Here is a 22,884-nt window from a genome sequence, read left to right on the forward strand (position 1 = left end):
TATTTTTAATAATTAGCTTTTATCATTCTATCGTTACCGAATAAATCTTTCTTTAAAACTACATTTTTAAATCCTTTATCGAGTAACATTTGTTTAGTTTCTTCACCTAAATATTGATTGATCTCAAAAAACAATGAACCATCTTTTCTAAGATTGTCTTTTGCAAAATCTCCTATTCGTTTATAAAATATGAGTGGATTATCGTCTTCAACAAATAACGCTAAATGTGGCTCATTATTTAAAACATTGTTTTTAATTTCTTCCTTTTCTAGATTTCTAACATATGGAGGATTAGATACAATCACATCAAAAGTATCTTGAATGCTATTCGTAGATAGTATATCGTGTTGAATGAAATTAACAACTACATTGTTTAAAGAAGCATTTTTCGTTGCTGTTTTAATAGCTTTTTCTGAAATATCCATAGCTGAAACTTCAGCAGTTGCAATTTCTTTTTTCAACGTAATTGCGATGCAACCTGATCCCGTTCCTATATCTAGAATTGAAAGTCTTTCTGAATTATTTGGATATGTTTCCTTAATCCAACTTATCAACTCTTCAGTTTCTGGTCTGGGAATTAACACTCCAGGATTTACATTAAAGGTATATCCATAGAATTCGGTTGTTCCTAGAATATATTGAATAGGTTCTTCAAGTTTTAAACGCCCTATAATAATTTGTAAAACAGCAAGATTTTCCTTTTCAATATTGGTGTTCTCTTTCATGAAAACATCCATTATTTGTAAATCTAGAATAGCTTCAACACTTCGAAAGAAAAAAGCATCTATTTCTTTTTTAGGATATAATTCTGAAAGTTCGTTGTTAAAAAAGGTTCTGAAGTCTTTTAGCTTCATATAATCAATGTAAAAATGGTATTTTTGACATATCAAATGTATAGAAAACAAATGAAGAACATACTATATTTAGTACTTATATCTGTTTTTTTACTGAATTGTTCAGTTAAGAAGAAACCTACATTTATTAAAGTTGATGAAATAAAGTTTTTATCGCTACGAAGTGATACTGTAAGACTTCAAGCCAAAGCTTTTTTTAAAAATGAAAATGATATTGGTGGAAAATTATCAACGGATGAAATAAAAGTTATTGTGAATGGGGCAGAAGTAGCACAAGTATCTTCTGAAGAATTTAAAGTTCCAGCGAATAAAGAATTTTCAATTCCGTTAAATGTTGTAATTCCAGCAAATAAGGTGTTTGATAATAAAAAAGGTGGGATTTTAGGTGGATTATTAAGTTCATTGATTAATAAAAAAGTTGATGTTCAATTTAAAGGAGATATTAAATATAAAGTGTTAGGTTTTTCAAACACTTATACTATTGATAAAACTCAAGAAGTTAAAATTAAATTCTAGCCATTGAATTTCGAAGAAAAATATATGCGTCGTTGTCTTGAATTAGGACAAAGAGGTATTGGTACTACACGTCCAAATCCTTCAGTAGGAGCTGTAATTGTTAATAATGGAGTTATTATCGGAGAAGGATTTACAGATCCTTATGGTGGTCCTCATGCAGAAGTTAATGCTGTTACTTCAGTTAAGGATGAATCATTATTTGAATCATCTACAATGTATGTTACATTAGAACCTTGTTCTCATCATGGAAAAACTCCACCTTGTTCTGATTTAATTATTAGAAAAAAAATCCCAAATGTTGTTATTGGAACTATTGACACCCACAGTGTAGTTGCGGGAAGAGGAATAAAAAGGCTTAAAGATAATGGGGTAAATGTTGTAGTTGGAGTTTTGGAAGAAGAGTGTAAACAACATCATAAACGGTTCTTTACTTTTCAAAATAAAAAAAGGCCATTTATTATCTTAAAATGGGCTGAAACTAAAGATGGTTTTATTGCTCCAAGTCAAAAAGATGCTCAAGAACCTGTTTGGATTTCTAATGAATACTCAAAACAGCTAGTTCACAAATGGAGAGCTCAAGAACACGCTATTTTAGTAGGAACAAATACAGTTCTTGCTGATAATCCGAAATTAAATGTAAGATCTTGGACAGGTAATAATCCAGTTCGTGTAGTTTTAGATAAATCTTTGAAGATTTCAGAGAACCTATCTGTTTTGGATAAAACAGTAAAGACTATTGTTGTAACTGAAGTTGAAAAGGAAAGTTCTACTGAAAATCTAATTTATGAAACAATTGATTTTTCTAAGCCTATTGTAGGACAGATAATTGAGGTTTTAGTTCAACATAAAATCCAATCTATAATAATTGAAGGAGGAGCGCAAACATTACAAACATTTATTGACAATAATATTTGGGATGAAGCCAGAGTTTTTATTGGAGAGAATGAATTTGGAAATGGAGTTAAAGCTCCTGAATTAAAGGCTAAACTGGAGAGAGAAGAGAAATTACAAAACGATACGTTAAGAATATATTTAAATGATTAAAAATATCATTTTCGATTTTGGTGATGTGTTCATCAATTTAGATAAGGAAGCCACTTATAAAGAGTTATATAAGTTAGGAGTTGAGCATATTTCGGAAGAAATGATGCAAGTGTATTATAATTATGAAATGGGATTAATGTCCACTGAAGAGTTTATAGAATATTTTCATAATGAATTTAAAATTAACAAAGAAGATTTGGTAAAAGCTTGGAATGCCATTCTATTAGATTTCCCTTTACATCGATTATCATTTTTAAAGGAATTAGCTGAATCAAAAAAATATAGATTATTCTTACTAAGTAATACAAACGATTTACATATTTCTTGGATTCAAAATGATTGGGGAGAAGAATTGTATTCTGAGTTTAAAAACTGTTTTGAGAAATTTTATTTATCTCATGAAATTAATTTTAGAAAACCAAATCATAATATTTATGAGTTTGTGTTAAATGAGAATAACTTAAAACCAGAAGAAACAATTTTTATTGATGATACTAGTGATAATACCAATGCAGCAAAAGAATTGGGGATTCATGTTTGGAACAATGAGCCAGGAAAAGATGATGTAGTTGAATTATTGAAAAGAGAGGAGTTTACAATATGATTTATTTAGTTCTTAGTATTTTAATTTCGAGTAGTTTATATGTTATTTTTAAATTGTTTGAAGTGTATAAAGTAAATACCTTTCAAGCGATTGTTGTAAATTATATTGTTGCTTTTGTTATCGGTTATATATATTCAGATGTAAAAATTCCAATTTCAACAATTCCGCAGCAAGATTGGTTTTATGGAGCTTTGTTTCTGGGTTTTTTATTCATTACTATCTTTAATGTAATGGCAATTACATCGCAACGAAACGGTTTGTCTGTGGCTTCTGTTTCTGGAAGAATGGCTGTTGTTATTCCTATTGTTTTTGGAGTTGTATTATATAATGAATCAGTTGGGGTTATTAAGATTTTTGGAATTTTAATGGCTTTAGTTGCTGTGTATCTTACTTCGGTAAAAAGTAATGACTCTAAAGGATTTCAAAGTGGTTCTTTATTGCTTCCAGCACTATTATTCTTAGGATCAGGTGCAATAGATACCTTATTGAAGTATACCGAGATCAATTATGTACCAACCGAAAAGGTTTCGATTTTCTCTGCATCAATTTTTGGTGTTGCCTTTGTATTTGGAGTAATCTTTTTACTATTTCAAATGTTGACTAAAAAAGTAGAGCTTTCTATAAAAAATATAATTGCAGGTATTGCTTTAGGAATTCCTAATTATTTCTCTATTGAATTTTTAATTAGAGCACTTAAAATAGAAGGAATAGAAAGTTCAGTTTTATTTACAATAAACAATGTAAGTATTGTATTGTTAACAACGTTGTTCGGTTTGTTTTTATTTAAAGAACGATTGGAAAATAGAAATTGGATAGGTGTTGCTATTGCAATTGTAAGTATAGTTTTAATAACTGCTTTTTAACCTATGGAAGAAAAAGATACGTTCAAAACAATAGTCAAGCCTTCTGAAGAAACGCTTTTTAAAGATAGAAATAGTAAGTTTTTTGGTTATGCTTTTCCAGTAAATTCTGATGATGACATAAAACAATCTCTTGAAGATCTAAAGAAAATTCACCCAAATGCTGGCCACCATTGTTATGCTTGGCAGTTAGGAACTGAAAATATTCGTTTTAGAGCAAATGATGATGGCGAGCCTAGTAATTCAGCAGGTCAGCCTATTTACGGACAAATTCAAGCATTTGACGTTACCAATGTTTTAATTGTATCTGTTCGTTATTTTGGGGGAACAAAATTAGGAGTTGGAGGATTAATTAATGCGTATAGAACTTCGGCTAAATTAGCTTTAGAAGCTTCTGAAATTATAGAGAAAACCATTGATGTGCATTATAAATTAACATTTGGTTACGACATGATGAATAAAGTACAGCAAATAATTAAGAAGCAACAGCTCGAAATTATTAGTCAGAAATTAGAGTTAAATTGCGAATATGTTATTTCGGTACGAAAGAATGATGCCGAAAATCTATATCAATTAATAGATAACTTGTATAAAGTTGAAATTACAATTCAAGAATGATTAAACTTTAATAGATTGTAATAGTCTAATACGTATGAATTGTAAAGCTGTAAGTTTTAAATAATAGTAAGAATCAATAATTATGAAAATAAAATCACTAGTAGTCGTATTGTTTTTAAGTATACTATGTGTTCATTCTCAAAGAAGGAGAAATATGAACAATAATAATAGTTTAAATGCTATTCGAAATGGCGTGTCTCCTCAAAAAATGATGACCTTATATGATAAGAATAATGATGGAGCAATAGATCGAGAAGAAGCTACTGCCATAGATATTAGAGGTTTTATGGATAAGTTTGATGAAATTGATAGTAATAATGATGATGAGATTGATATAGATGAATTAAGAAAGATTAGAAAACGACGAAGAAAAAAGAAGAAAGGACAAAATGTTAAGAGACTTATTAAGGAAATGGATGTGAATGAAGATGGAAAATTAGATGAGTTTGAAATCGCTTTAAAAGAAAACATTAAACTTCGAAGTAATTTTAAGAAGATAGATACTAATTCCGATGGATTCATAGATTTTGAAGAGTTAGATACATTTCTTAAAAACGAGTAATTCAAAATCAGAAAAATAAGAGATAACCTATTGTTTAATAGGTTTTAAATTCGTAAATTTGCACTCCTTTTTACGAGAACAGATTTAAAAAAGGTTATAAATTATATTTTTTAAGTTTAATATCTCTTGGAGTTAGTATCGTTAAAAATCTGACTAACAAAAAGATACAAAATTATTCTCAGACATGTCTGAAGAAACAAAAAAAGCTGCTGAGGCAGTAAACCCAGAAGAATTTTTAGCAAACTTTAACTGGCATAAATACGAAGAAGGTATTGATGAAGTTGATGAGTCTAAATTAAAAGAATTCGAAAAAGCGTTAGAAGGAACTGTAGGTTTCGTTAATGAGCGTGACGTAATTGAAGGTGAAGTAGTTCGTGTAACTGATCGTGATGCTATCATCGATATTAACTCTAAATCAGAAGGAGTTATTTCATTAAACGAATTCCGTTACAACCCTAACTTAGCTGTGGGTGACAAAGTAGAAGTATTAGTTGACAAAAGAGAAGATTCTTCAGGTCAATTAGTATTATCTCACAAAAAAGCACGTGTAATTAAAGCTTGGGATAGAGTTAACAATGCACACGAAACTGGAGAAATCGTTAACGGTTTTGTTAAGTGTAGAACTAGAGGTGGTATGATTGTAGATGTTTTCGGAATCGAAGCATTCTTACCAGGATCTCAAATTGATGTTAAGCCTATCCGTGATTACGATCAATACGTTGAGAAAACTATGGAATTCAAGGTTGTTAAAATTAACCACGAATTTAAGAACGTAGTTGTATCTCATAAAGCATTAATCGAAGCTGATTTAGAAGAGCAAAAACGTGAAATCATCGGTCAATTAGAAAAAGGACAAGTATTAGAAGGAGTTGTTAAAAACGTAACTTCTTATGGTGTATTTGTTGACTTAGGAGGTGTTGACGGATTAATTCACATTACAGATTTATCTTGGTCTCGTATCAACCACCCAAGTGAAGTTGTTGAGTTAGATCAAAAATTAAATGTTGTAATCTTAGACTTTGATGATAACAAATCTAGAATCCAATTAGGATTAAAGCAATTATCTGCTCATCCTTGGGAAGCTTTAGATGGTAACTTAAAAGTTGGAGATAAAGTTAAAGGTAAAGTAGTTGTATTAGCTGACTATGGTGCGTTTGTAGAAGTAGAAGATGGAGTAGAAGGATTAATCCACGTATCTGAAATGTCATGGTCTACACACTTACGTTCAGCTCAAGATTTCGTACAAGTAGGAGATCAAGTTGAAGCTCAAATCTTAACATTAGATAGAGAAGAGCGTAAGATGTCTTTAGGTATGAAGCAATTACACCCAGATCCTTGGACAGATATTACTACTAAATATCCTGTTGGTTCTCAACACGAAGGAACTGTTCGTAACTATACTAACTTCGGTGTATTCGTAGAATTAGAAGAAGGTATTGACGGATTAGTTTATATTTCTGATTTATCTTGGACTAAGAAAGTTAAGCACCCATCAGAGTTTGTAACTGTTGGAGATAAGTTAGCTGTTCAAGTATTAGAATTAGACGTTGAAAACCGTAAGTTAAACTTAGGTCACAAGCAAACTCAAGATAACCCTTGGGATGCTCACGAAGCTAAGTATGCTATCGGATCTAAATTTGAAGGAACTATTTCTGCTAAGAATGATAAAGGAGCTACGGTTACTTTTGAAGACGGAGTTGAGGCATTTGCACCATCTCGTTTCTTAGAGAAAGAAGACGGAGGTAAGTTAGCTAAAGGAGATACTGTAGAGTTTATGGTAACTGAATTTAGTAAAGAATACCGCAAGATCGTTGTTTCTCACACTTCAATCTTCAGAGAAGAAGAGCAAAGAAATGTGAAAGCAGCTGCTAAGAAAGCTCAAGAATCTGAAAAAACTACTTTAGGTGATATCGGAGGATTAGCTGAATTAAAGAAGAAAATGGAGCAAGGAAAATAATCCTTAATTCATAAGAATATTAAAACCGTTACAATTTTGTAACGGTTTTTTTTATAAATAATTCTGAGAGATAAAATAAAATAGTTGATCTTCTGTTTTAATCATAGTTCAAATTATAATTCTATTTTTGGTATTATATTTGTTTATAATCACTGAATTTAAAAATCTAAAAAGATGAAAAAAATTTTATGCGTTTTAGCTTTTATAGCTATTTCATTAAATGTAAATGCTCAAGATGGGCAATTAAGAATTGGTGCGAATCTTGGTTTTACTACAGGTAGTGGTGATTCTTCTTTTGTAATCGGTGGAGATGTTGATTACTTATTTGATGTTGATAGTAGATTTGAAGTTGGTGCAGCTACAGGTTTAGCTGTTGTCACAACCGGTAACTCAATTATTTTACCTTTAGCAGGTGCTGGTAGATTCCATGCTACAAATAAAATAGATTTAGGATTAGATATGGGATATGCTATTGGAATTAATAATGCAGGTAACGGCTTTTATTTCCGACCAATTTTTGAATATAAACTTGATAGAAATATTGCGTTGAGAGCTTCATATTCAGGTGTAGATTCTGGAGGTTTCCTAAATGCTGGTGTAATGTTTAGATTATAATCTAAATTTTATATAAAATCTTAAAGCTGTTGTTCATCACAACAGCTTTTTTTATTTATAAATAGTTAGGAGATGATTATATTTGCCTAAATCAAAAAATAAGCATGACATTAATTAAATCTATTTCAGGGATTAGAGGAACGATAGGAGGAGGAACAGGAGATAATCTTACACCAATTGATGCAGTTAAATTTGCTGCGGCATATGGTACATTTATAAAAAATAAGAACACAGGTAAAGAACAAATTACAATAGTTATTGGTAGAGATGCACGTATCTCAGGAAAGATGATTAGCGGATTAGTTTCTGATACTTTAGTTGGTTTGGGAATAAATGTAATCGATTTAGGATTATCAACTACGCCAACTGTTGAAGTTGCAGTTCCTATTGAAAAGGCAGATGGAGGAATTATCTTAACTGCTTCTCATAACCCTAAACAATGGAATGCTTTAAAATTGTTAAACGAGAAAGGTGAATTCTTAAATGGTGAAGATGGAAAAGAAATTCTAGCTATTGTTGAAAAAGAGGATTTCGATTTTGCTGAAGTTGATGATTTAGGAAAGGTTAAGAAAAAGAAGAATTACATTAAAAAGCATATTAAGGAAGTTTTAAAGCTGAAGTTAGTTGATAAAAAAGCGATCAAAAAAGCTAAATTTAAAGTTGTTGTTGATGGTGTAAATTCTACAGGTGGAATTGCAATCCCAGCTTTATTGAAAGAACTTGGTGTGAAATGTGTTGAGTTATATTGTGAACCAAACGGACATTTCCCTCATAATCCAGAACCTTTAAAAGAACACTTAACAGATATTTCTGAACTAGTTGTTAAAAAGAAAGCGGATTTAGGAATTGTTGTTGATCCAGATGTAGATCGATTAGCTTTAATTTGTGAAGATGGTTCTATGTTTGGAGAAGAGTATACTTTAGTTGCTTGTGCTGATTATGTTTTAGGAGAATTAAAAGGAGGAAATACTGTTTCGAATCTATCTTCGTCTAGAGCATTAAGAGATGTTACTGAAAGTCATGGAGGATCTTATGCCGCAAGTGCAGTTGGAGAAGTGAACGTTGTTCAAATGATGAAAGATACAAACACAGTTATTGGAGGTGAAGGTAATGGAGGGATTATTTATCCAGATTCACACTATGGTAGAGATTCTTTAGTAGGTGTGGCGTTATTTTTATCACATTTAGCGAAAAAGAAAATCTCTTGTAAAGAATTGAGAAATTCGTATCCAAGTTATTTCATGAGTAAGAATAAAATTCAATTAACTCCAGAGATTGACGTTGATAAGATTTTAGCAACAATGGCCGATAAGTATAAAAATGAAGATGTGAATACTATTGACGGTGTAAAGATAGATTTCGCAGAAGAATGGATTCATTTACGTAAATCAAATACGGAGCCAATTATTAGAATATATACGGAAGCAAAATCACAGCAAAAAGCAGATGATTTAGCTGAACGCTTTATAACAGAAATAAAAGAAATTATTTAATAAAAAATCCCGCAACAATTGCGGGATTTTTTATTACCATACAAATTTACTAGGGTTGTTAAATATAAAACAAGCTAGCTTACAATTAAAAATTTTTACAGAAATTCGTAAAATTAGAACAAGATGGATATGAGTTTAGAGGAATATTTCCAACAGTTTAGAAAACATATTATCGGAATCGATCAAGAGTTTACAACACCATACGGAGTTAAAAAATTAGTATATACCGATTGGACTGCTAGTGGTCGTTTATACAGACCTATTGAGGAAAAATTAATAAATGAATTTGGTCCTTTTGTAGCTAATACACATACTGAAACATCAACTTCTGGAGCAGCAATGACTCTAGCTTATCATGAAGCTAGAAATATTATAAAACGTCATGTTAATGCATCTAAAGACGATGTTTTAATTACTGAAGGTTCTGGTATGACTGGAGTGGTAAATAAGTTTCAAAGAATTTTAGGTTTAAAAGTTTCAGAAAATTTAAAAGATTATACAACCATTCCAGATGAAAAGCGTCCAATAGTATTCGTTAGTCATATGGAGCATCACTCTAATCAAACATCTTGGTTAGAAACAATAGCAGACGTTGAAGTAGTTCCTTGTAATGAAGAAGGATTGGTTTGTTTGGAAATGTTTGAAGAAGTTATTCAAAAGTATGAAAACAGGCCAATTAAAATCGCTTCAATAATAGGAGGGTCAAATGTAACAGGTATTAAAACTGATTATCATAAAGTAGCAGCATTAATTCATAAATACAATGGTTTATGTTTTGTTGATTTTGCTTGCTCTGCACCATATGTAGATATTGATATGCATCCAGAGAACGAAGATGAGTATTTAGATGCCGTTTTCTTTTCTCCTCATAAATTTCTTGGTGGACCAGGAAGTTCTGGTGTATTGATTTTTAATAAGAAGTTATATAAAAATGTAATTCCAGATAACCCAGGTGGAGGAACTGTAACCTACACAAACCCTTGGGGAGAACATGATTATATTGATGATGTTGAAACTAGGGAAGATGGTGGAACTCCAGCGTTCTTACAAACAATTCGTATCGCTTTATCAATGCAATTGAAAGATCAAATGGGAACGAAAAACATGAAGAATAGAGAAGATGAGATCAATGAAGTGATGTTTGAGTGTTTAGATGCTTTAGATAATGTTCATATTCTTGCTCCAGATCATAGAGATCGATTAAGTATATTTTCTTTCTATTTTGAAAAGTATCACTTTAATCTAGTGGTTAAATTATTGAATGATCGTTTCGGTATTCAAACAAGAGGAGGATGTTCATGTGCAGGAACTTATGGTCATTTCTTATTGAACGTAGATAGAGAAACTTCTAAATCAATTTCAAATCAAATTTTAGAAGGATGTAATTTAGAAAAACCAGGTTGGGTTCGATTATCAATTCATCCAACTATCACAAATCAAGAATTAGAATTTATCTGTAATTCTTTGAGAGAGTTACATAAAAATATAGAAGAATGGTCTGCTGATTATGATTATGATCCGATTAAAAATGATTATGTACATAAATCAGTGGAAGCCATAGAAAAGAAACTAGTTAAAGACTGGTTTTCATACTAAAAATTGTATTGTATACACATGAGTTCAATTAATTTAGAATTTTTACAAGAGTCTTATTTAGAAATAAAAGAAAAAGATCTTTTTGGAAAATGGATTACTTTGGAAGATATTCTTCCGTTGTTTGAAAAATTTCACAGTTCTATTTCGAAAGAATTTCTTGGAAAATCTGAAGAAGGAAGAGATATTTTCAAACTAAAATTCGGTAACGGAAAAAAGAAGATTTTAATTTGGAGTCAAATGCATGGGAATGAAAGTACAGGTACAAAAGCCGTATTCGATTTTCTTAATTTTTATGCAACCTATCATGATAATGACATAGTTCAAGACATCATTAAGAATTGTACTATTGAAATTATTCCAATGTTGAACCCAGATGGAGCAGTAGCGTATACTCGAATTAATGCAAAGAAAGTTGATTTAAATAGAGACGCTGTAGATCAAAATGCTTGTGAAAGTAAGATTCTAAGAAGTGTTTTAGATAAATTCAATCCTAAGTTTTGTTTTAATCTACATGACCAAAGAACGATTTTTGGAGTAGAAGGAACTAAAAATCCAGCAACAATCTCATTTTTGGCACCATCAGAAGAGGAAACAAGAAAAGTTACTAAAGGAAGAATAGAGACAATGAATGTAATTGTTTCTATGAATAACTTATTGCAAAAAATGATTCCTAACTATATAGGAAGATATACAGATGAATTTTATCCTACAGCAACTGGGGATAATTTTCAAAAGTTAGGTCACAATACTATTTTAATTGAAGCAGGACATTATCCAAACGATTATAATAGAGAAGAAACTAGAAAATATAATTACTTTTCGTTAATTCAAGGTATATATCATATAGCCGTAAGTAATGATTTTACTGCTTATGAGCCTTATTTTGATATTCCGAATAATGAAAAATCATTTTTTGATGTAATTCATAGAAATGGTAATGGTAAAGATGTAGGTTTTCTTTACGTAGATGAAATTAATGATAACAGACTTACTTCTAGATTAAAAAAGGAGAAAGAAGGTGACTTAAATGCATACTTTGGACACCACGAAATCGTTTTCGAACATTAAATTTTTATTAAATATTAAATTTTATACCGCTCGGTATTGTGGTTTTTTAATAATAATTCATATTTTTGTCGAATACTATGAATAAAATTTAAAAATGAAGAAATTTGTATTAGATGAAATCGATCATCAAATTTTAGATATCCTAATTGAAAATGCTCGAACTCCATTTACAGACATCGCGAAAAAATTATTAGTATCTGCAGGTACTATTCACGTACGTGTTAAGAAGATGGAAGATGAAGGAATTATTCAAGGATCTACGTTAACGTTAGATTATGAAAAAATGGGATATTCTTTTATTGCTCATGTTGGTGTATACTTAGAAAAGACTTCTATGACGCAGCATGTGATCGATAATTTACGTCACATTCCTAACGTTACTGTAGCTTATGTTACAGCAGGAAAGTATAATATCTTCTGTAAAGTTCGTGCTAAAGATACTAACGACGCAAAGGATATTATTTATCAAATTGATGAAATTCATGGAGTAAGTAGAACTGAAACTATGATTTCATTAGAAGAAAGCATCAATGACAAAAAGCGTATGATGCATGCAATATTTCAAGACTTTTAATTTACAAAGTTTATAAATGTGTATAAAGAAAGGAGTAATATGAACTATTACTCCTTTTTTTTGCATAAAAAAAAGACTCTTTAATTAAAGAGCCTTTTCAAAGTTTAACAGAATTTATCTTACTAGCAATTTAAGTGAAAACAAATTATTTTCTGTTTTACCTCTCACAAAATATAATCCAGTTGCAAGAGATTCTATTTTAAAACTGTGATTTTTAATGTAACTTCCTTTATAATCAAGTACTTTTTTACCTGAGATATTATAAATTGCCACATCTTCAACATCTTTATTAATTTTTATAATGCTATTACTTGGGTTAGGGTAAAAGCTAATATCAGTTGTATTTTTTATAATGTCTTCATTAGATAGCGTTACTGCAGAGTTTCCGTATATTCTTACTTCTCCTGGCTGTAATAACATACTTTGATTCACATTCGTTACGGTTGTTGTATTAGACGGATCTAATAAATCATACCAGGTTCCAGTCTGTTGGAATGCAGGAATTATGGCTTGTTCCGTAATCCCAAAGTTTCCTATAATAGTAACATGTTGTAAATCGTCAGAAGCGTTATCATTTGTTAAATGAATTGTTTTAAGTCCAGTTGCATTATCTACATCTAAAGTGAAATCACTTGTTCTAAAAATATCTTCTTGTTTTTTAAGAGCAATTAATTTAGACCAAAGATCATATACAGCTTTACGATCTGCATCGTTCACGTATTCCCAACGAATAGGTTTATTTCCTGTTCTCCCATTAAAATCGATACTAACATCATAACCAAGTTCGCCAAATTGCCAAATCATTTTTGGACCAGGAACGGTGAAATAGAACATTCCCGCTTTACCAACTCTATCAAGTCCTGTAGCTAGTGTTTTAGTACTATAAGATGCATTTTCATTTCCAAAGTTTATATTTCTGTACATCATTCTTTCTTCATCATGACTTTCCATATAAGCAATATTAGCAGGAGTAGTCCAACCTCTATTTTTATAAGAAATCCAAGAGAAGTTAGATTTGTTGCTATCATGATATCCCATAGTAGTTTCGCTATAGTTAGGATTTAAATTACTCCACATCATAATTCCTTTACCTTCTGAAAGTCTATAGTTTACCCATTCAGTCTCTTCTTGGTTTGTTCCTAAATGTTCAAATATAACATAGAAATCAGGGTCAACATCCCATTGATAATCTGCATATTCTTTCAAAACAGCAACTCTATCAGCTTGCATTGCACTAGTACAACTCTCGTCGGAAGCAGTACAATTTTGAGTAAATCCTTTAGTTAAATCCCATCTAAAACCGTCTATTTTATATTCTTCAATCCAATATTGAGTAGTTCTTTTTACATAATCCTTTGTTGCTTGTTGACTATGGTTAAAGTCATTGAATACATTAAATGAATGTCTTGGTGTTTGATTGAAAAAAGGACTATCAGCAGAAGCTTGCCCGCCGTAATTACCATTGTCTGTATTCCACATTCTATAATATGGATTTTGACCTGTTGCGTGATTATACACAATATCTAATATTACTGCAATTCCTCTTTTATGACATTCGTCTACTAATTGTTTAAAAGCAGTTTTCGTACCATAATATTTATCTAACGCCATGTGGAATGAAGGGTTGTATCCCCAAGATTCATTTCCATCAAATTCACTTACTGGCATTAATTCAATTGCATTAATTCCCAATGTTTGTAAGTAGTCTAATCTAGCTTTTAAAGCATCAAAACTGTGAAGAGCATCAAAATCTCTAAGTAATAATTCATAGATGACTAAATCAGTTTTTGCTGGTCTATTGAAATTAGTTACTTCCCAATTAAATGGAGTATCGCCAGTTCTTAATAAAGTAACTGCATGATTTGTTTTACCTGTTGGATATCCAGGTAAATTAGGATATGTAGTAGCGTCAATAAATTGATCGTTACTTTCCGTTAGCACAACAGTTGAATATGGATCCGCAACTCGTAAATCGGCATCAATTAAAAATTGATACATATGATCAGTTTGAGCTGTTAAACCTGATAGTTCAATCCAAAATCGATCTTTAGAACTGTCCTTCTTCATTAAATAGTTATTGTCTAATTTCCAATCGTTGAAATCTCCAATAACATGTACGAAATTCTTACCCGGAGCGTATAAAACTAAAGTAGCTTTAGTAGCATCCGTGCTGTTTAAGTTTAAACCATCTTTTAAACCTGATGGTAAAGCTTCTTCAACAACAGTTGGTCTTACGATGATTTCAAAAGTTTCTGTTTGTGTTTCTGTTCCATCAGTAGCTTCTAATTCGAAAGTAGTATTTTCCGTTACTGCTGTGTTGTAAGAATAACTAGTAATTCCATTTTGAGTATCAACAGATGTATTATTAGCCTTTAAATTGAAATTTGCAGCTAATGAAGTTGTAGCTGTAATCGCTACATTGTCTCCAGAATCAATTAAAGTAACACTAGCAGTTGGAGCTGTTAATGTCAATTGAAATTTACCTACTTCAAATAATTGATCTTGTGATTTTTTATCTCCAGTTCCGTCTTTAGCTTTAATTAACATTCCAATTCTACCGATTCCTGTGCGGTTATAAAATGTAGTAGGAGTGAAGCTAATAGAATACGTTCCATCTCCGTTATTGGTTAGTTTTTGAGCTTCGTTTGAATTCGTCCAAGATCCATTAGTAGGAGAATCCATGATGTTAGCATCGTTACTATCAAATGACCAAGCCCATAAATAAATATCTGAAACTCCCCAAGTAGCTGGATTCACGTTGGAAACAGTAATTGTAATTTGTTCATCCTCATTAAATGCACTCGGACTTACTGAAAATGTAACATTTTGTTGCTGTGCAAGAATAACCGTACAAGCAAATAATGTAAAGAGTAGAAAGATTTTTTTCATTTTCGATTTAATTAAAAACAAAAACTATCCACAACTATAGAAGTAGTATATGGATAGTTTTAGTACATATATGTTTTACTGTTTTAAGGTTGCTTAGTATATGTTGGGTTTGCAGGGTCAGAGAAATCAAGAACAAATGTAAATGTTCCTGCAGTAGTAGATAAATTAGCTCCACCTTCTTCTAAAACTCCATCACCACCATTATCACCATAGTTCACAGCCCAATCATTATTTGATCTGAACTTATATTCACCATCAATTAAAGTAACATCTCTTAAGATCCAAATATCATCAAATGGACGAGACCAATCTCTAGTGAATTGAGCATCTGGAGTTGCACCCCAATCATTATACGCTCCACCAACTAATCCCCAAATATTATCTATTTGTTCTAAAGTATACGTTTTATTGTTTAAATCAACAGTTACAATATAGTTTCCAGCTGTAGTTGTAATGTTAGCACTTCCATCTTCTAAAGTTCCATCAGCACCATCATCACCGTAATTAACAGCCCAATCATTGTTCATTCTGAACTTCATTTCACCATCTAATAAAGTAACGATTCCTCTAAATACATCAGAATATTGATCGTACTCTAACATGAAATCTGGAGTAGCTCCCCAATCGTTATAAGCAGAACCTACAATTCCTAAAGAGAAAGATTCAAGGCTATAAGTATTATCATTGAAGTTTAAAGTAACTTTATAAGAACCTGCTGTTACAGCAATATTTGCTCCACCAGCTTCAATAGTTCCATCTGCACCATTATCTCCAAAGTTATTTGCCCAGTCGTTATTTTCTCTGAACTTTATTTCACCGTCTAATAAAGTAACGTATGCTACTAAAACTCCGTCTACATCAGTTTTAAAGAATGGTAAATCAGGAGTAGCTCCCCAATCGTTAGCAGCTGAACCTACAATTCCCCAAGTAGTAGAAAGATCTAAAACTGTTAAATATGTAGTTACTGTAACTGTCATAGGATCTCCAATTCTCTCTAAAGTTTCATTAGTAGAGTTTGTAATAACTGATCTAATACGTAATTGAATTTTACCAGTGCTATCAGGAGCAATACCTAATCCTTGTGCTACTGAATTTAATTTAGCGTGCGTAACATTAATTGATTTACTATTTGTTACCATAGCAACTTCAACAGGACTATCAAAAGTTCCAGTTTCTGTATCTGCTTCTAAGTAATATTCAATTGTAACACCTAAGTTCGAATCGAATATAGGATCATTAATTGCTATTTCTATAGCATTATCGTCATTTTGATCTAATGATAACGTAAAAGTATCTCCATCTGCTAATCCGCTTTCAATTGAAGCAGGGTTTACTGGATACGTTGTAACTAATAATAATACTTGGTTACTAATACTTTCACCAGCTTTAACTCTTAAATAGACTGGAACATCAGAGAAATTGGTAATTCCAGCTTCGTTAATTGCATTATTAAAGGCAGTCACTGTCATAGAAAAAGACTTTTCCGTAGCAGTTCCTAAATTTCTAGGAGAAGTAAAAGCCTCATCAGTAGCCATTTCAACTTCGTAAGTTGTACTACTTGTTACTTCGTCTTTCCAAGTAATTGTAAATGCTGGGTTATCGGGTAAAGAGTAATTTAAAAATACACTTGAAATACCTGGCATGTCTAACTCAAATACTGGGTCAGATTGAGTTAAATTTAAACTTTCTTCAGTTTCACAAGAAACTAATAAGAAAACGGTAGCGATTAATGCTAAACCAATTTTATTTATAATTTTTTTCATCTTTCCGTTGAATTAAGTTATAGATTTAATGGAATAAGAATGTACTGTCCGGTTAAATCATTAAACCAGATATCATAATCATCTTCTACAATTACAGGAATACTAGCTCCTCCATTAGTGGCTACACCAGAGAATGAAGTATCACTTCCCCAAAGAGCTCCAGAGTCAGTTACGAATTGTAAATCACCAGGCTTTAAACGTACAGCACTAGCATACCAAATATGTCCGTCAAAAGTTAATGCTGATAATGAAGTAGCAGAATCTAAAGAAGATCCTTGAACAGATAATGTTGCTGGACTTGTGCTTCCTGATGCATCAAAAGATTCAAAAGAGAAAGATTTCGTTGCAAAGTTTATCGTAAAAGTGTAAAAACCAGGTGTAATATTAGCAGCTCCAGCAGTTGGGAATCTCTCAGGATCATCACCACCTCCAGGGTTTACTTCAATGCTTGAACCATCATTAGTTCCCCATTGTGGCTGCCAAAGTCCTTTTGTTTCTAATACTTTGAACATTCCATTACTGAAGTATCCTGTATATGTAAATAAATTTTCATCAGCTGAATCTCTAAATAAAGCAGGATTATTATTGTTGTTATCCCATCCTGGAGAAGTTCCATCTCCAACTAAGTAATAATCGCTAAATACATAGTTGAAATAAGGATAAACATTCATGCTAATCGTATTTGAAGTTGTAGGTACTCCATTTTGCGTTCCTAAAGAAGAAACTATCCTAGCGTATAAATTAGCCCATTCAAATGGGTTTAATCCAGCGTTTCCAGCAGCTGAATTTAATTCAGCCATAGAAAATGTAATTGCATTTTCTCCAGTTACAGAAGAAGCAATAATAGGATTTGTAAAGTTTTCGTCGTTCGCAAACTCAATGTTATAAACAACTGAAGCTTGCTGACCATAATCTGCATCCTGCCAATTTAATGTAACAGCAGGAGTTGTCGTATTTACAGGATCTAATTGTATATCTGTTATACTTAAACTCTGTAAAACTGGTGCGGTTGGATTATCTGTTACAGTAAATGTATCAGAAGTATCATCACAACCAACTAAACCTACAAATACTGTAAGTAAAGTGATATATGTTAATTTAAATATATTTTTCATTTTTTAGTTCTGTATTATTAATACCCAGGGTTAGGTGTTAAATTAGGATTCGAAGCCATACTATTAGATGGAATAGGGTATAGGTTAAAGTGTGCAGGTATTGAAATACCATTACTTGCATTACCTTTCCAAGCCCAGTTATAGTTTCCTCCTGTAAATTTGTTGAAACGAATTAAATCTTGTCTTCTGTGAGCTTCCCAGTGTAATTCTCTAGCTCTCTCATCTAAGATAAAATCTTCAGTTAAGTCCGTTACTGTAATTTCCTGAGGGTTATTAGCTCTTGTTCTTAATGCATTGATATAAGTAACAGCTTGACCAATTGTTCCTCCAGATCCTCCTTTTAAAACAGATTCAGCATACATTAAATAAACATCAGCTAATCTGAATAAAGGGAAATCAGTATCTACAAAAGTTTGATCAACTCCAGGAGTTCCAGTAGAACTTACATTCGAGTATTTTGCGATAATAAATCCTTCGTCTCTATCAGAAATATCAGTAATTATATCGTTTCTATCTTGCGTGATTAATGTGTTTCTTGTATCAGTTAAGAAAGCTCCTCCGTTAAATAAGTCAGCAAATTGCTTTCTTACACGTAGGGCACCTCCCCATCCACCTTCACCAACACCTAAAGAAACTCCGTTCTTTTCTAAACTTCCAACAGCTCCATTTACCATAACAGTAGTTGGTCCGAAGTTTTGTGTTGATAATCCATCAGAAATTAGTGGGAAAATAATTTCATTAGTAGCAGCACTTACATTGTTATCTGCTTTAAATAAATCTAAATAATTAGGTGCTAAAGAGTATCCACCACCAATAATCTTATTACAGTATTCAATACAGTCTGTATATCGATCAGTTCCTAAATAAACTTCAGCATTTAAGTATAACTTAGCTAAAATCATCCAAGCAACACCCTTATCAGCTCTTCCATATTCATTAGCCATTGGAGCAGCTAAATCATTTTCGATAGCTTTTAATTCTGTTTCAATAAACTCAAATAATTGAGCTCTTTCAGCTTGAGGAGGATTAAAGTTTGTTACAGGATCGTTTTCAGTTACTAAACCTGCTTTACCAAATAAATCCATTAAGTGATAATAAGCTAAAGCTCTTAATAATCTTGCTTCAGCTCTATAGGTTACAATATCACTTCTTACAGCAGCAGAAACATTACGAGCATCTAATTTTTCGTCAGTTGTTTCTCTTAAAAAGTTATTAGCGAATCCAACTGAAACACTAGCTCTACCAAACATACCATAAAGTAATGGATTTCCTGCTGTCCAGATATTCCTTTGAATTTCTCTAACACCTGGATCGTTTTCGTAAGACCAAATCATTTGATCTGCAGAAAGTGTTTGAAGGTATACTAATACACGTCCGTATTGGCTTGTACCTGCATCTAATCCTTGAATATTTGAACTACCCGCACCATCAACTCCTGTTAATGATAGGTTTGCATACACACCAGCTAGTACTTCTTTGTAAGCACTTTCGTCTTTAAACAGTTCCTCACTTAAAACTGTTTGATCGTCTTCTGGAGTAATATTTAAATCATCAGTACATGAAGAAATAAATGTTAATCCTATGAAGGTTAATAATACTGTGAAAATTCTATTATTATATTTTTTCATTTTTCCTACTGAATTAAAATTTAACATTAGCACCAACCATGAAATTTCTAGATCTTGGATAAATTGTGTTGTCAATTCCTCCAAAAACTTCTGGATCTAAACCACTGTAGTTTGTAATTACAAATACGTTTTGTACACCAGCCCAGATTCTTAAAGAATTCTTGTTGAATTTTCTAATTGGTCTATCAAAAGTATACCCTAAGGTAATGTTATCCATTCTTAAGAATGAAGCATTCTCAAGATAAATGTCCGAATTAATTACATCAGACGTATTTACAAAGTTAGTTCCTAAGACAGAAGAAGGTATGTTTCCTAATACTTCGTTGTCTTGTAATAATGCTAATTGAGCTCTAGAAGAGTTTACATTATTATATACATAGTTTCCAAGGTTTGCTCTTAAGTTAAAAGATAAATCAAAGTTTTTATAGTTAAAGTTTGATTGGAATCCTAAGCTTACATCAGCTGCAGGATCTTCTTTTAAATAACGGTCATCATCATTGATTACACCATCATCATTTAAATCTGCATATGCACCTTCAATCGGGTTTCCAGAACTATCATATAACTGCTTGAATACGTGGAAAGAGTTTGGAGCAAACCCTTCTCTTAAGATTTGAATTGTATTTCCAGTTCCTCCTGCAGTACCACCAGTTCTAACATCTTGTCCGTTAGCTAATTTAGTAATTTCTCTATCTAAATAAGTAGCGTTAAAGTTAAAGTTCCAATTGATATCTTCAGTATTTAAGATGTCTCCATTTAAAGAGAATTCAATACCGTTAATTTCTAATTGACCAATATTTTGAATAACACTGTTAGCGAAGTTTACACCATCTGGTAAAGCAGCGTTGAATAATAAATCATCAGATACTTTATTGAACCAGTTGATAGAACCTGCAAACTTGTTATTGAATAATCCATAGTCTAAACCAAATTCTAACGTTGTAGTCTCTTCCCACTTTAAGTCTGGGTTAATTACAGATGGGATAATGGCTCTAATTGGATTATTAGCAAATTGGAATAAAGAGTTTTGGTTTCCAAAACGATATCTACTTAAGTAAACATCATTTACATTTGGTAAGTTTTGCTGACCTGTTAATCCGTAACTTACACGTAATTTTAAATCAGAGAAAACATCTGAATCTTTTAAGAAATCTTCATTTGTTAATTTCCACGCAAATGCTGCTCCACCAAAGTTACCCCAACGATTGTTAGTACTGAAACGAGATGTTCCATCTCTTCTGTAGTTTAACGTTAATAAGTATTTGTTTAAAAAATCAACATTTAATCTTCCGAAGAAACCGATATTAACAACATCTGTTGCAGCAAAAGTATCTGCAAAAGAAGCAGGATCTAAAATATTTCCTGAAGTACCACCAAATTCTTCAAATTTTTGATATGAATATCCAGCAGTAGCATCTAATGTTAATTTGTCAAATTCTTTTTTATAGTTTAAATATCCATCCAATAATCTGTTACTTCTTTCAGAAAATCCTGAAGAATTTACACCAGCGAATAGTAATGCTAAATCAGCTGCTCTTCCGTAATTGAAACTACTTGTGAATTTAGTTTCTCCTTCAGCTTTATCAAAACCTAAGTTTAACACAGCTCTTAACTCAGGTAAGAAGTGAAATTTATAATCGAAATTTAAATTTCCAAAATGTCTGAATACTTTACCTGTACTATTAGCTAATAACAAAGCAGCTACAGGGTTTTTTGTAGTATTTAATAAATTACTTCCATTTCTATGTTCGAAGAATCCTCCGAAAGGAGAGCTAGCATCTCTTACCGGTTGAGTAGGATCAAAACGTAAAGCTGCACCAATTTGTCCAGTATCAGCGAATCTACTATCCTCAAAGTTTCTGTTATAGTTTAAGTTAATCTTTAAATGATCCTCAAAGAATGATGGGTTCATAGATAAAGACACGTTTTTTCTATCAAATTGAGAAGTTAATAATGATCCTTCCTGAGATGTAAAACCAACAGAAAGACGAGTAGGGATGAAACCTAATATTCCACCTTTAACAGTTGCATTGATTAAGTTAGATCCTGTAGTTCTGAAAATTTGATCTTGCCAGTTTGTATTTGCTGTACCTAAAAGACCAACATCTCCAGGACGTTGTTGTTGTACAATGTTTCTGAAATCATTAGCAGAAAATACGTTAACTCTATCTAATACTTCTCCGAATGTATATTGGTAATCAACATCTAATGTATAGTTTGATTTACCTTTTTTAGTTGTAATGATAATTACACCATTAGAGGCTCTAGAACCATAAATAGCAGTAGCTGAAGCATCTTTTAATACCGAAAAAGATTCAATATCATTTGGATTAATGTTAGCTAAAACACCACGTGATCCAGCAACACTGTTTTCTTCAATAGGTAAACCGTCAATTACAATTAATGGACTGTTAGATGCACTAATTGATGATCCACCACGAATTGTGATTTGTGATCCTGAACCAGGAGCACCACTCGTACGAATCTCAACACCCGAAACTCTACCACTAAGTAAGTTTTCAGGAGTAACGATGTTACCTTTGGTGAATTCTTTTTCTGTAATAGCTTCAACAGATCCAGTAGCATCTTTTACAGTAGTAGTACCATATCCTACAACTACAACTTCATCTAATACTTGTGCTGAATCTTCTAATTCTACATTAATAGTAGTATTGTTCCCCACAGAAACCTCTTGTGTTTGTAATCCGATGAAAGAAAAAACAAGAATATCAGAAGACTTCACATTTTTAATTTCATAATTTCCATCGAAATCAGTTTCTGTACCCTTTACTTGACCTTTAATGATAATAGAAACACCAGGTAAAGGTTCTCCAGTAGACTTCTCAGTAACCTTTCCTTTTACACTCTGTTGGGCATATCCAATCAGGCATAAAAAGAACAGTGTTAAACTGAGTAATTGTTTAGTTTTATTCATGTGTAAATTCTTAAATAAATAAGTAAAATTTGAATTGTTTGTTATATCAATAACCTTTGTTCTGCGATGTGAATATAGCTATTAAAACGTAGCTATAACCATTGAAAACGCTACGAAAACGATTTCGTGTTGATAACTTTTTAACTTTAACTTAACGTATTAATAATATTATCTAAAATTTTTATGAGTTTTG

Annotated in this window: 18 protein-coding genes; 12 read left to right on the forward strand and 6 right to left on the reverse strand. The window is 31.7% G+C overall.

The features are described 5' to 3' along the window. Positions 1–5 precede the first annotated feature (5 nt). Positions 6–854: a peptide chain release factor N(5)-glutamine methyltransferase gene (gene prmC / locus ABNT61_RS02340; protein ID WP_348744683.1), complete on the reverse strand. Its 849-nt coding sequence runs from the start codon at positions 852–854 to the stop codon at positions 6–8. Positions 855–905: 51 nt separating this feature from the next. Between prmC and ABNT61_RS02345 the strand changes: the two genes are divergently transcribed. The 12 genes from ABNT61_RS02345 (at position 906) to ABNT61_RS02400 (ending at position 12,361) form a co-directional block, all read left to right on the forward strand. Continuing rightward, positions 906–1,370, forward strand: coding sequence for an LEA type 2 family protein (locus tag ABNT61_RS02345; RefSeq protein WP_348744684.1), 465 nt, complete (start codon positions 906–908; stop codon positions 1,368–1,370). Positions 1,371–1,373: 3 nt separating this feature from the next. Then, on the forward strand, positions 1,374–2,414 hold the full coding sequence (gene ribD, locus ABNT61_RS02350) for a bifunctional diaminohydroxyphosphoribosylaminopyrimidine deaminase/5-amino-6-(5-phosphoribosylamino)uracil reductase RibD (protein ID WP_348744685.1): 1,041 nt from the start codon (positions 1,374–1,376) through the stop codon (positions 2,412–2,414). Next, on the forward strand, positions 2,407–3,018 hold the full coding sequence (locus ABNT61_RS02355) for an HAD family phosphatase (protein ID WP_348744686.1): 612 nt from the start codon (positions 2,407–2,409) through the stop codon (positions 3,016–3,018). Before ribD ends, ABNT61_RS02355 begins: the two co-directional genes overlap by 8 nt. Further along, positions 3,015–3,881 (forward strand): EamA family transporter, encoded by an 867-nt coding sequence (locus tag ABNT61_RS02360; RefSeq protein WP_348744687.1) that lies wholly within the window; start codon positions 3,015–3,017, stop codon positions 3,879–3,881. The genes ABNT61_RS02355 and ABNT61_RS02360 overlap by 4 nt, the downstream gene beginning before the upstream one ends. Before the next feature lie 3 nt (positions 3,882–3,884). Continuing rightward, positions 3,885–4,496, forward strand: coding sequence for a YigZ family protein (locus ABNT61_RS02365; protein ID WP_348744688.1), 612 nt, complete (start codon positions 3,885–3,887; stop codon positions 4,494–4,496). A 154-nt stretch (positions 4,497–4,650) separates the two neighbouring features. Then, positions 4,651–5,058, forward strand: coding sequence for an EF-hand domain-containing protein (locus ABNT61_RS02370; protein ID WP_348744689.1), 408 nt, complete (start codon positions 4,651–4,653; stop codon positions 5,056–5,058). A gap of 184 nt (positions 5,059–5,242) precedes the next feature. Further along, complete coding sequence (gene rpsA, locus ABNT61_RS02375; RefSeq protein ID WP_348711822.1) at positions 5,243–7,015, forward strand: 30S ribosomal protein S1; 1,773 nt, start codon at positions 5,243–5,245, stop codon at positions 7,013–7,015. Between the two features lie 174 nt (positions 7,016–7,189). Further along, positions 7,190–7,630: a hypothetical protein gene (locus ABNT61_RS02380; protein ID WP_348711824.1), complete on the forward strand. Its 441-nt coding sequence runs from the start codon at positions 7,190–7,192 to the stop codon at positions 7,628–7,630. A 104-nt stretch (positions 7,631–7,734) separates the two neighbouring features. Further along, on the forward strand, positions 7,735–9,123 hold the full coding sequence (gene glmM, locus ABNT61_RS02385) for a phosphoglucosamine mutase (protein ID WP_348744690.1): 1,389 nt from the start codon (positions 7,735–7,737) through the stop codon (positions 9,121–9,123). A gap of 129 nt (positions 9,124–9,252) precedes the next feature. Beyond that, positions 9,253–10,719, forward strand: a complete 1,467-nt coding sequence (locus ABNT61_RS02390; protein WP_348745668.1) for an aminotransferase class V-fold PLP-dependent enzyme — start codon at positions 9,253–9,255, stop codon at positions 10,717–10,719. Between the two features lie 18 nt (positions 10,720–10,737). Further along, positions 10,738–11,787 carry a M14 family zinc carboxypeptidase gene (locus ABNT61_RS02395; protein WP_348744691.1) on the forward strand — a complete coding sequence of 350 codons (1,050 nt, stop codon included), beginning with the start codon at positions 10,738–10,740 and terminating at the stop codon, positions 11,785–11,787. A gap of 94 nt (positions 11,788–11,881) precedes the next feature. Further along, the gene (locus ABNT61_RS02400) at positions 11,882–12,361 is read left to right on the forward strand and encodes an Lrp/AsnC family transcriptional regulator (RefSeq protein ID WP_348711830.1); all 480 of its coding nucleotides are present in this window, start codon (positions 11,882–11,884) and stop codon (positions 12,359–12,361) included. Between the two features lie 114 nt (positions 12,362–12,475). On the opposite strand, the gene ABNT61_RS02405 is transcribed toward ABNT61_RS02400, so the two are convergent. The 5 genes from ABNT61_RS02405 to ABNT61_RS02425 all read right to left on the reverse strand — a co-directional run bounded on the left by ABNT61_RS02405 (position 12,476) and on the right by ABNT61_RS02425 (position 22,691). Further along, complete coding sequence (locus ABNT61_RS02405; protein ID WP_348744692.1) at positions 12,476–15,250, reverse strand: alpha-amylase family glycosyl hydrolase; 2,775 nt, start codon at positions 15,248–15,250, stop codon at positions 12,476–12,478. An 83-nt stretch (positions 15,251–15,333) separates the two neighbouring features. Then, positions 15,334–17,013 carry a SusE domain-containing protein gene (locus ABNT61_RS02410; RefSeq protein ID WP_348744693.1) on the reverse strand — a complete coding sequence of 560 codons (1,680 nt, stop codon included), beginning with the start codon at positions 17,011–17,013 and terminating at the stop codon, positions 15,334–15,336. A gap of 17 nt (positions 17,014–17,030) precedes the next feature. After that, entirely contained in the window at positions 17,031–18,128 is a 1,098-nt protein-coding gene (locus ABNT61_RS02415; RefSeq protein WP_348744694.1) for a SusE domain-containing protein, read from the reverse strand. Between the two features lie 17 nt (positions 18,129–18,145). Next, entirely contained in the window at positions 18,146–19,756 is a 1,611-nt protein-coding gene (locus ABNT61_RS02420; protein ID WP_348744695.1) for a RagB/SusD family nutrient uptake outer membrane protein, read from the reverse strand. 13 nt (positions 19,757–19,769) lie between these two features. Continuing rightward, positions 19,770–22,691, reverse strand: a complete 2,922-nt coding sequence (locus ABNT61_RS02425) for a SusC/RagA family TonB-linked outer membrane protein (protein ID WP_348744696.1) — start codon at positions 22,689–22,691, stop codon at positions 19,770–19,772. Positions 22,692–22,884 lie beyond the last annotated feature (193 nt).

The sequence above is a fragment of the Tenacibaculum sp. 190524A05c genome (assembly GCF_964036595.1).
Taxonomy (GTDB): Bacteria; Bacteroidota; Bacteroidia; order Flavobacteriales; family Flavobacteriaceae; genus Polaribacter; species Polaribacter platacis.

Bases quoted from the DNA above. Each gene is read 5' to 3' on its own strand.
- ABNT61_RS02355 (WP_348744686.1), top strand. From the start codon at position 2,407: ATGATTAAAAATATCATTTTCGATTTTGGTGATGTGTTCATCAATTTA.
- ABNT61_RS02420 (WP_348744695.1), bottom strand. From the start codon at position 19,756: ATGAAAAAATATAATAATAGAATTTTCACAGTATTATTAACCTTCATA.
- ABNT61_RS02405 (WP_348744692.1), bottom strand. From the start codon at position 15,250: ATGAAAAAAATCTTTCTACTCTTTACATTATTTGCTTGTACGGTTATT.
- ABNT61_RS02370 (WP_348744689.1), top strand. From the start codon at position 4,651: ATGAACAATAATAATAGTTTAAATGCTATTCGAAATGGCGTGTCTCCT.
- rpsA (WP_348711822.1), top strand. From the start codon at position 5,243: ATGTCTGAAGAAACAAAAAAAGCTGCTGAGGCAGTAAACCCAGAAGAA.
- ABNT61_RS02390 (WP_348745668.1), top strand. From the start codon at position 9,253: ATGAGTTTAGAGGAATATTTCCAACAGTTTAGAAAACATATTATCGGA.
- ABNT61_RS02345 (WP_348744684.1), top strand. From the start codon at position 906: ATGAAGAACATACTATATTTAGTACTTATATCTGTTTTTTTACTGAAT.
- prmC (WP_348744683.1), bottom strand. From the start codon at position 854: ATGAAGCTAAAAGACTTCAGAACCTTTTTTAACAACGAACTTTCAGAA.
- ABNT61_RS02400 (WP_348711830.1), top strand. From the start codon at position 11,882: ATGAAGAAATTTGTATTAGATGAAATCGATCATCAAATTTTAGATATC.
- ABNT61_RS02365 (WP_348744688.1), top strand. From the start codon at position 3,885: ATGGAAGAAAAAGATACGTTCAAAACAATAGTCAAGCCTTCTGAAGAA.
- ABNT61_RS02360 (WP_348744687.1), top strand. From the start codon at position 3,015: ATGATTTATTTAGTTCTTAGTATTTTAATTTCGAGTAGTTTATATGTT.
- ABNT61_RS02380 (WP_348711824.1), top strand. From the start codon at position 7,190: ATGAAAAAAATTTTATGCGTTTTAGCTTTTATAGCTATTTCATTAAAT.
- ABNT61_RS02415 (WP_348744694.1), bottom strand. From the start codon at position 18,128: ATGAAAAATATATTTAAATTAACATATATCACTTTACTTACAGTATTT.
- glmM (WP_348744690.1), top strand. From the start codon at position 7,735: ATGACATTAATTAAATCTATTTCAGGGATTAGAGGAACGATAGGAGGA.
- ABNT61_RS02395 (WP_348744691.1), top strand. From the start codon at position 10,738: ATGAGTTCAATTAATTTAGAATTTTTACAAGAGTCTTATTTAGAAATA.
- ABNT61_RS02410 (WP_348744693.1), bottom strand. From the start codon at position 17,013: ATGAAAAAAATTATAAATAAAATTGGTTTAGCATTAATCGCTACCGTT.
- ABNT61_RS02425 (WP_348744696.1), bottom strand. From the start codon at position 22,691: ATGAATAAAACTAAACAATTACTCAGTTTAACACTGTTCTTTTTATGC.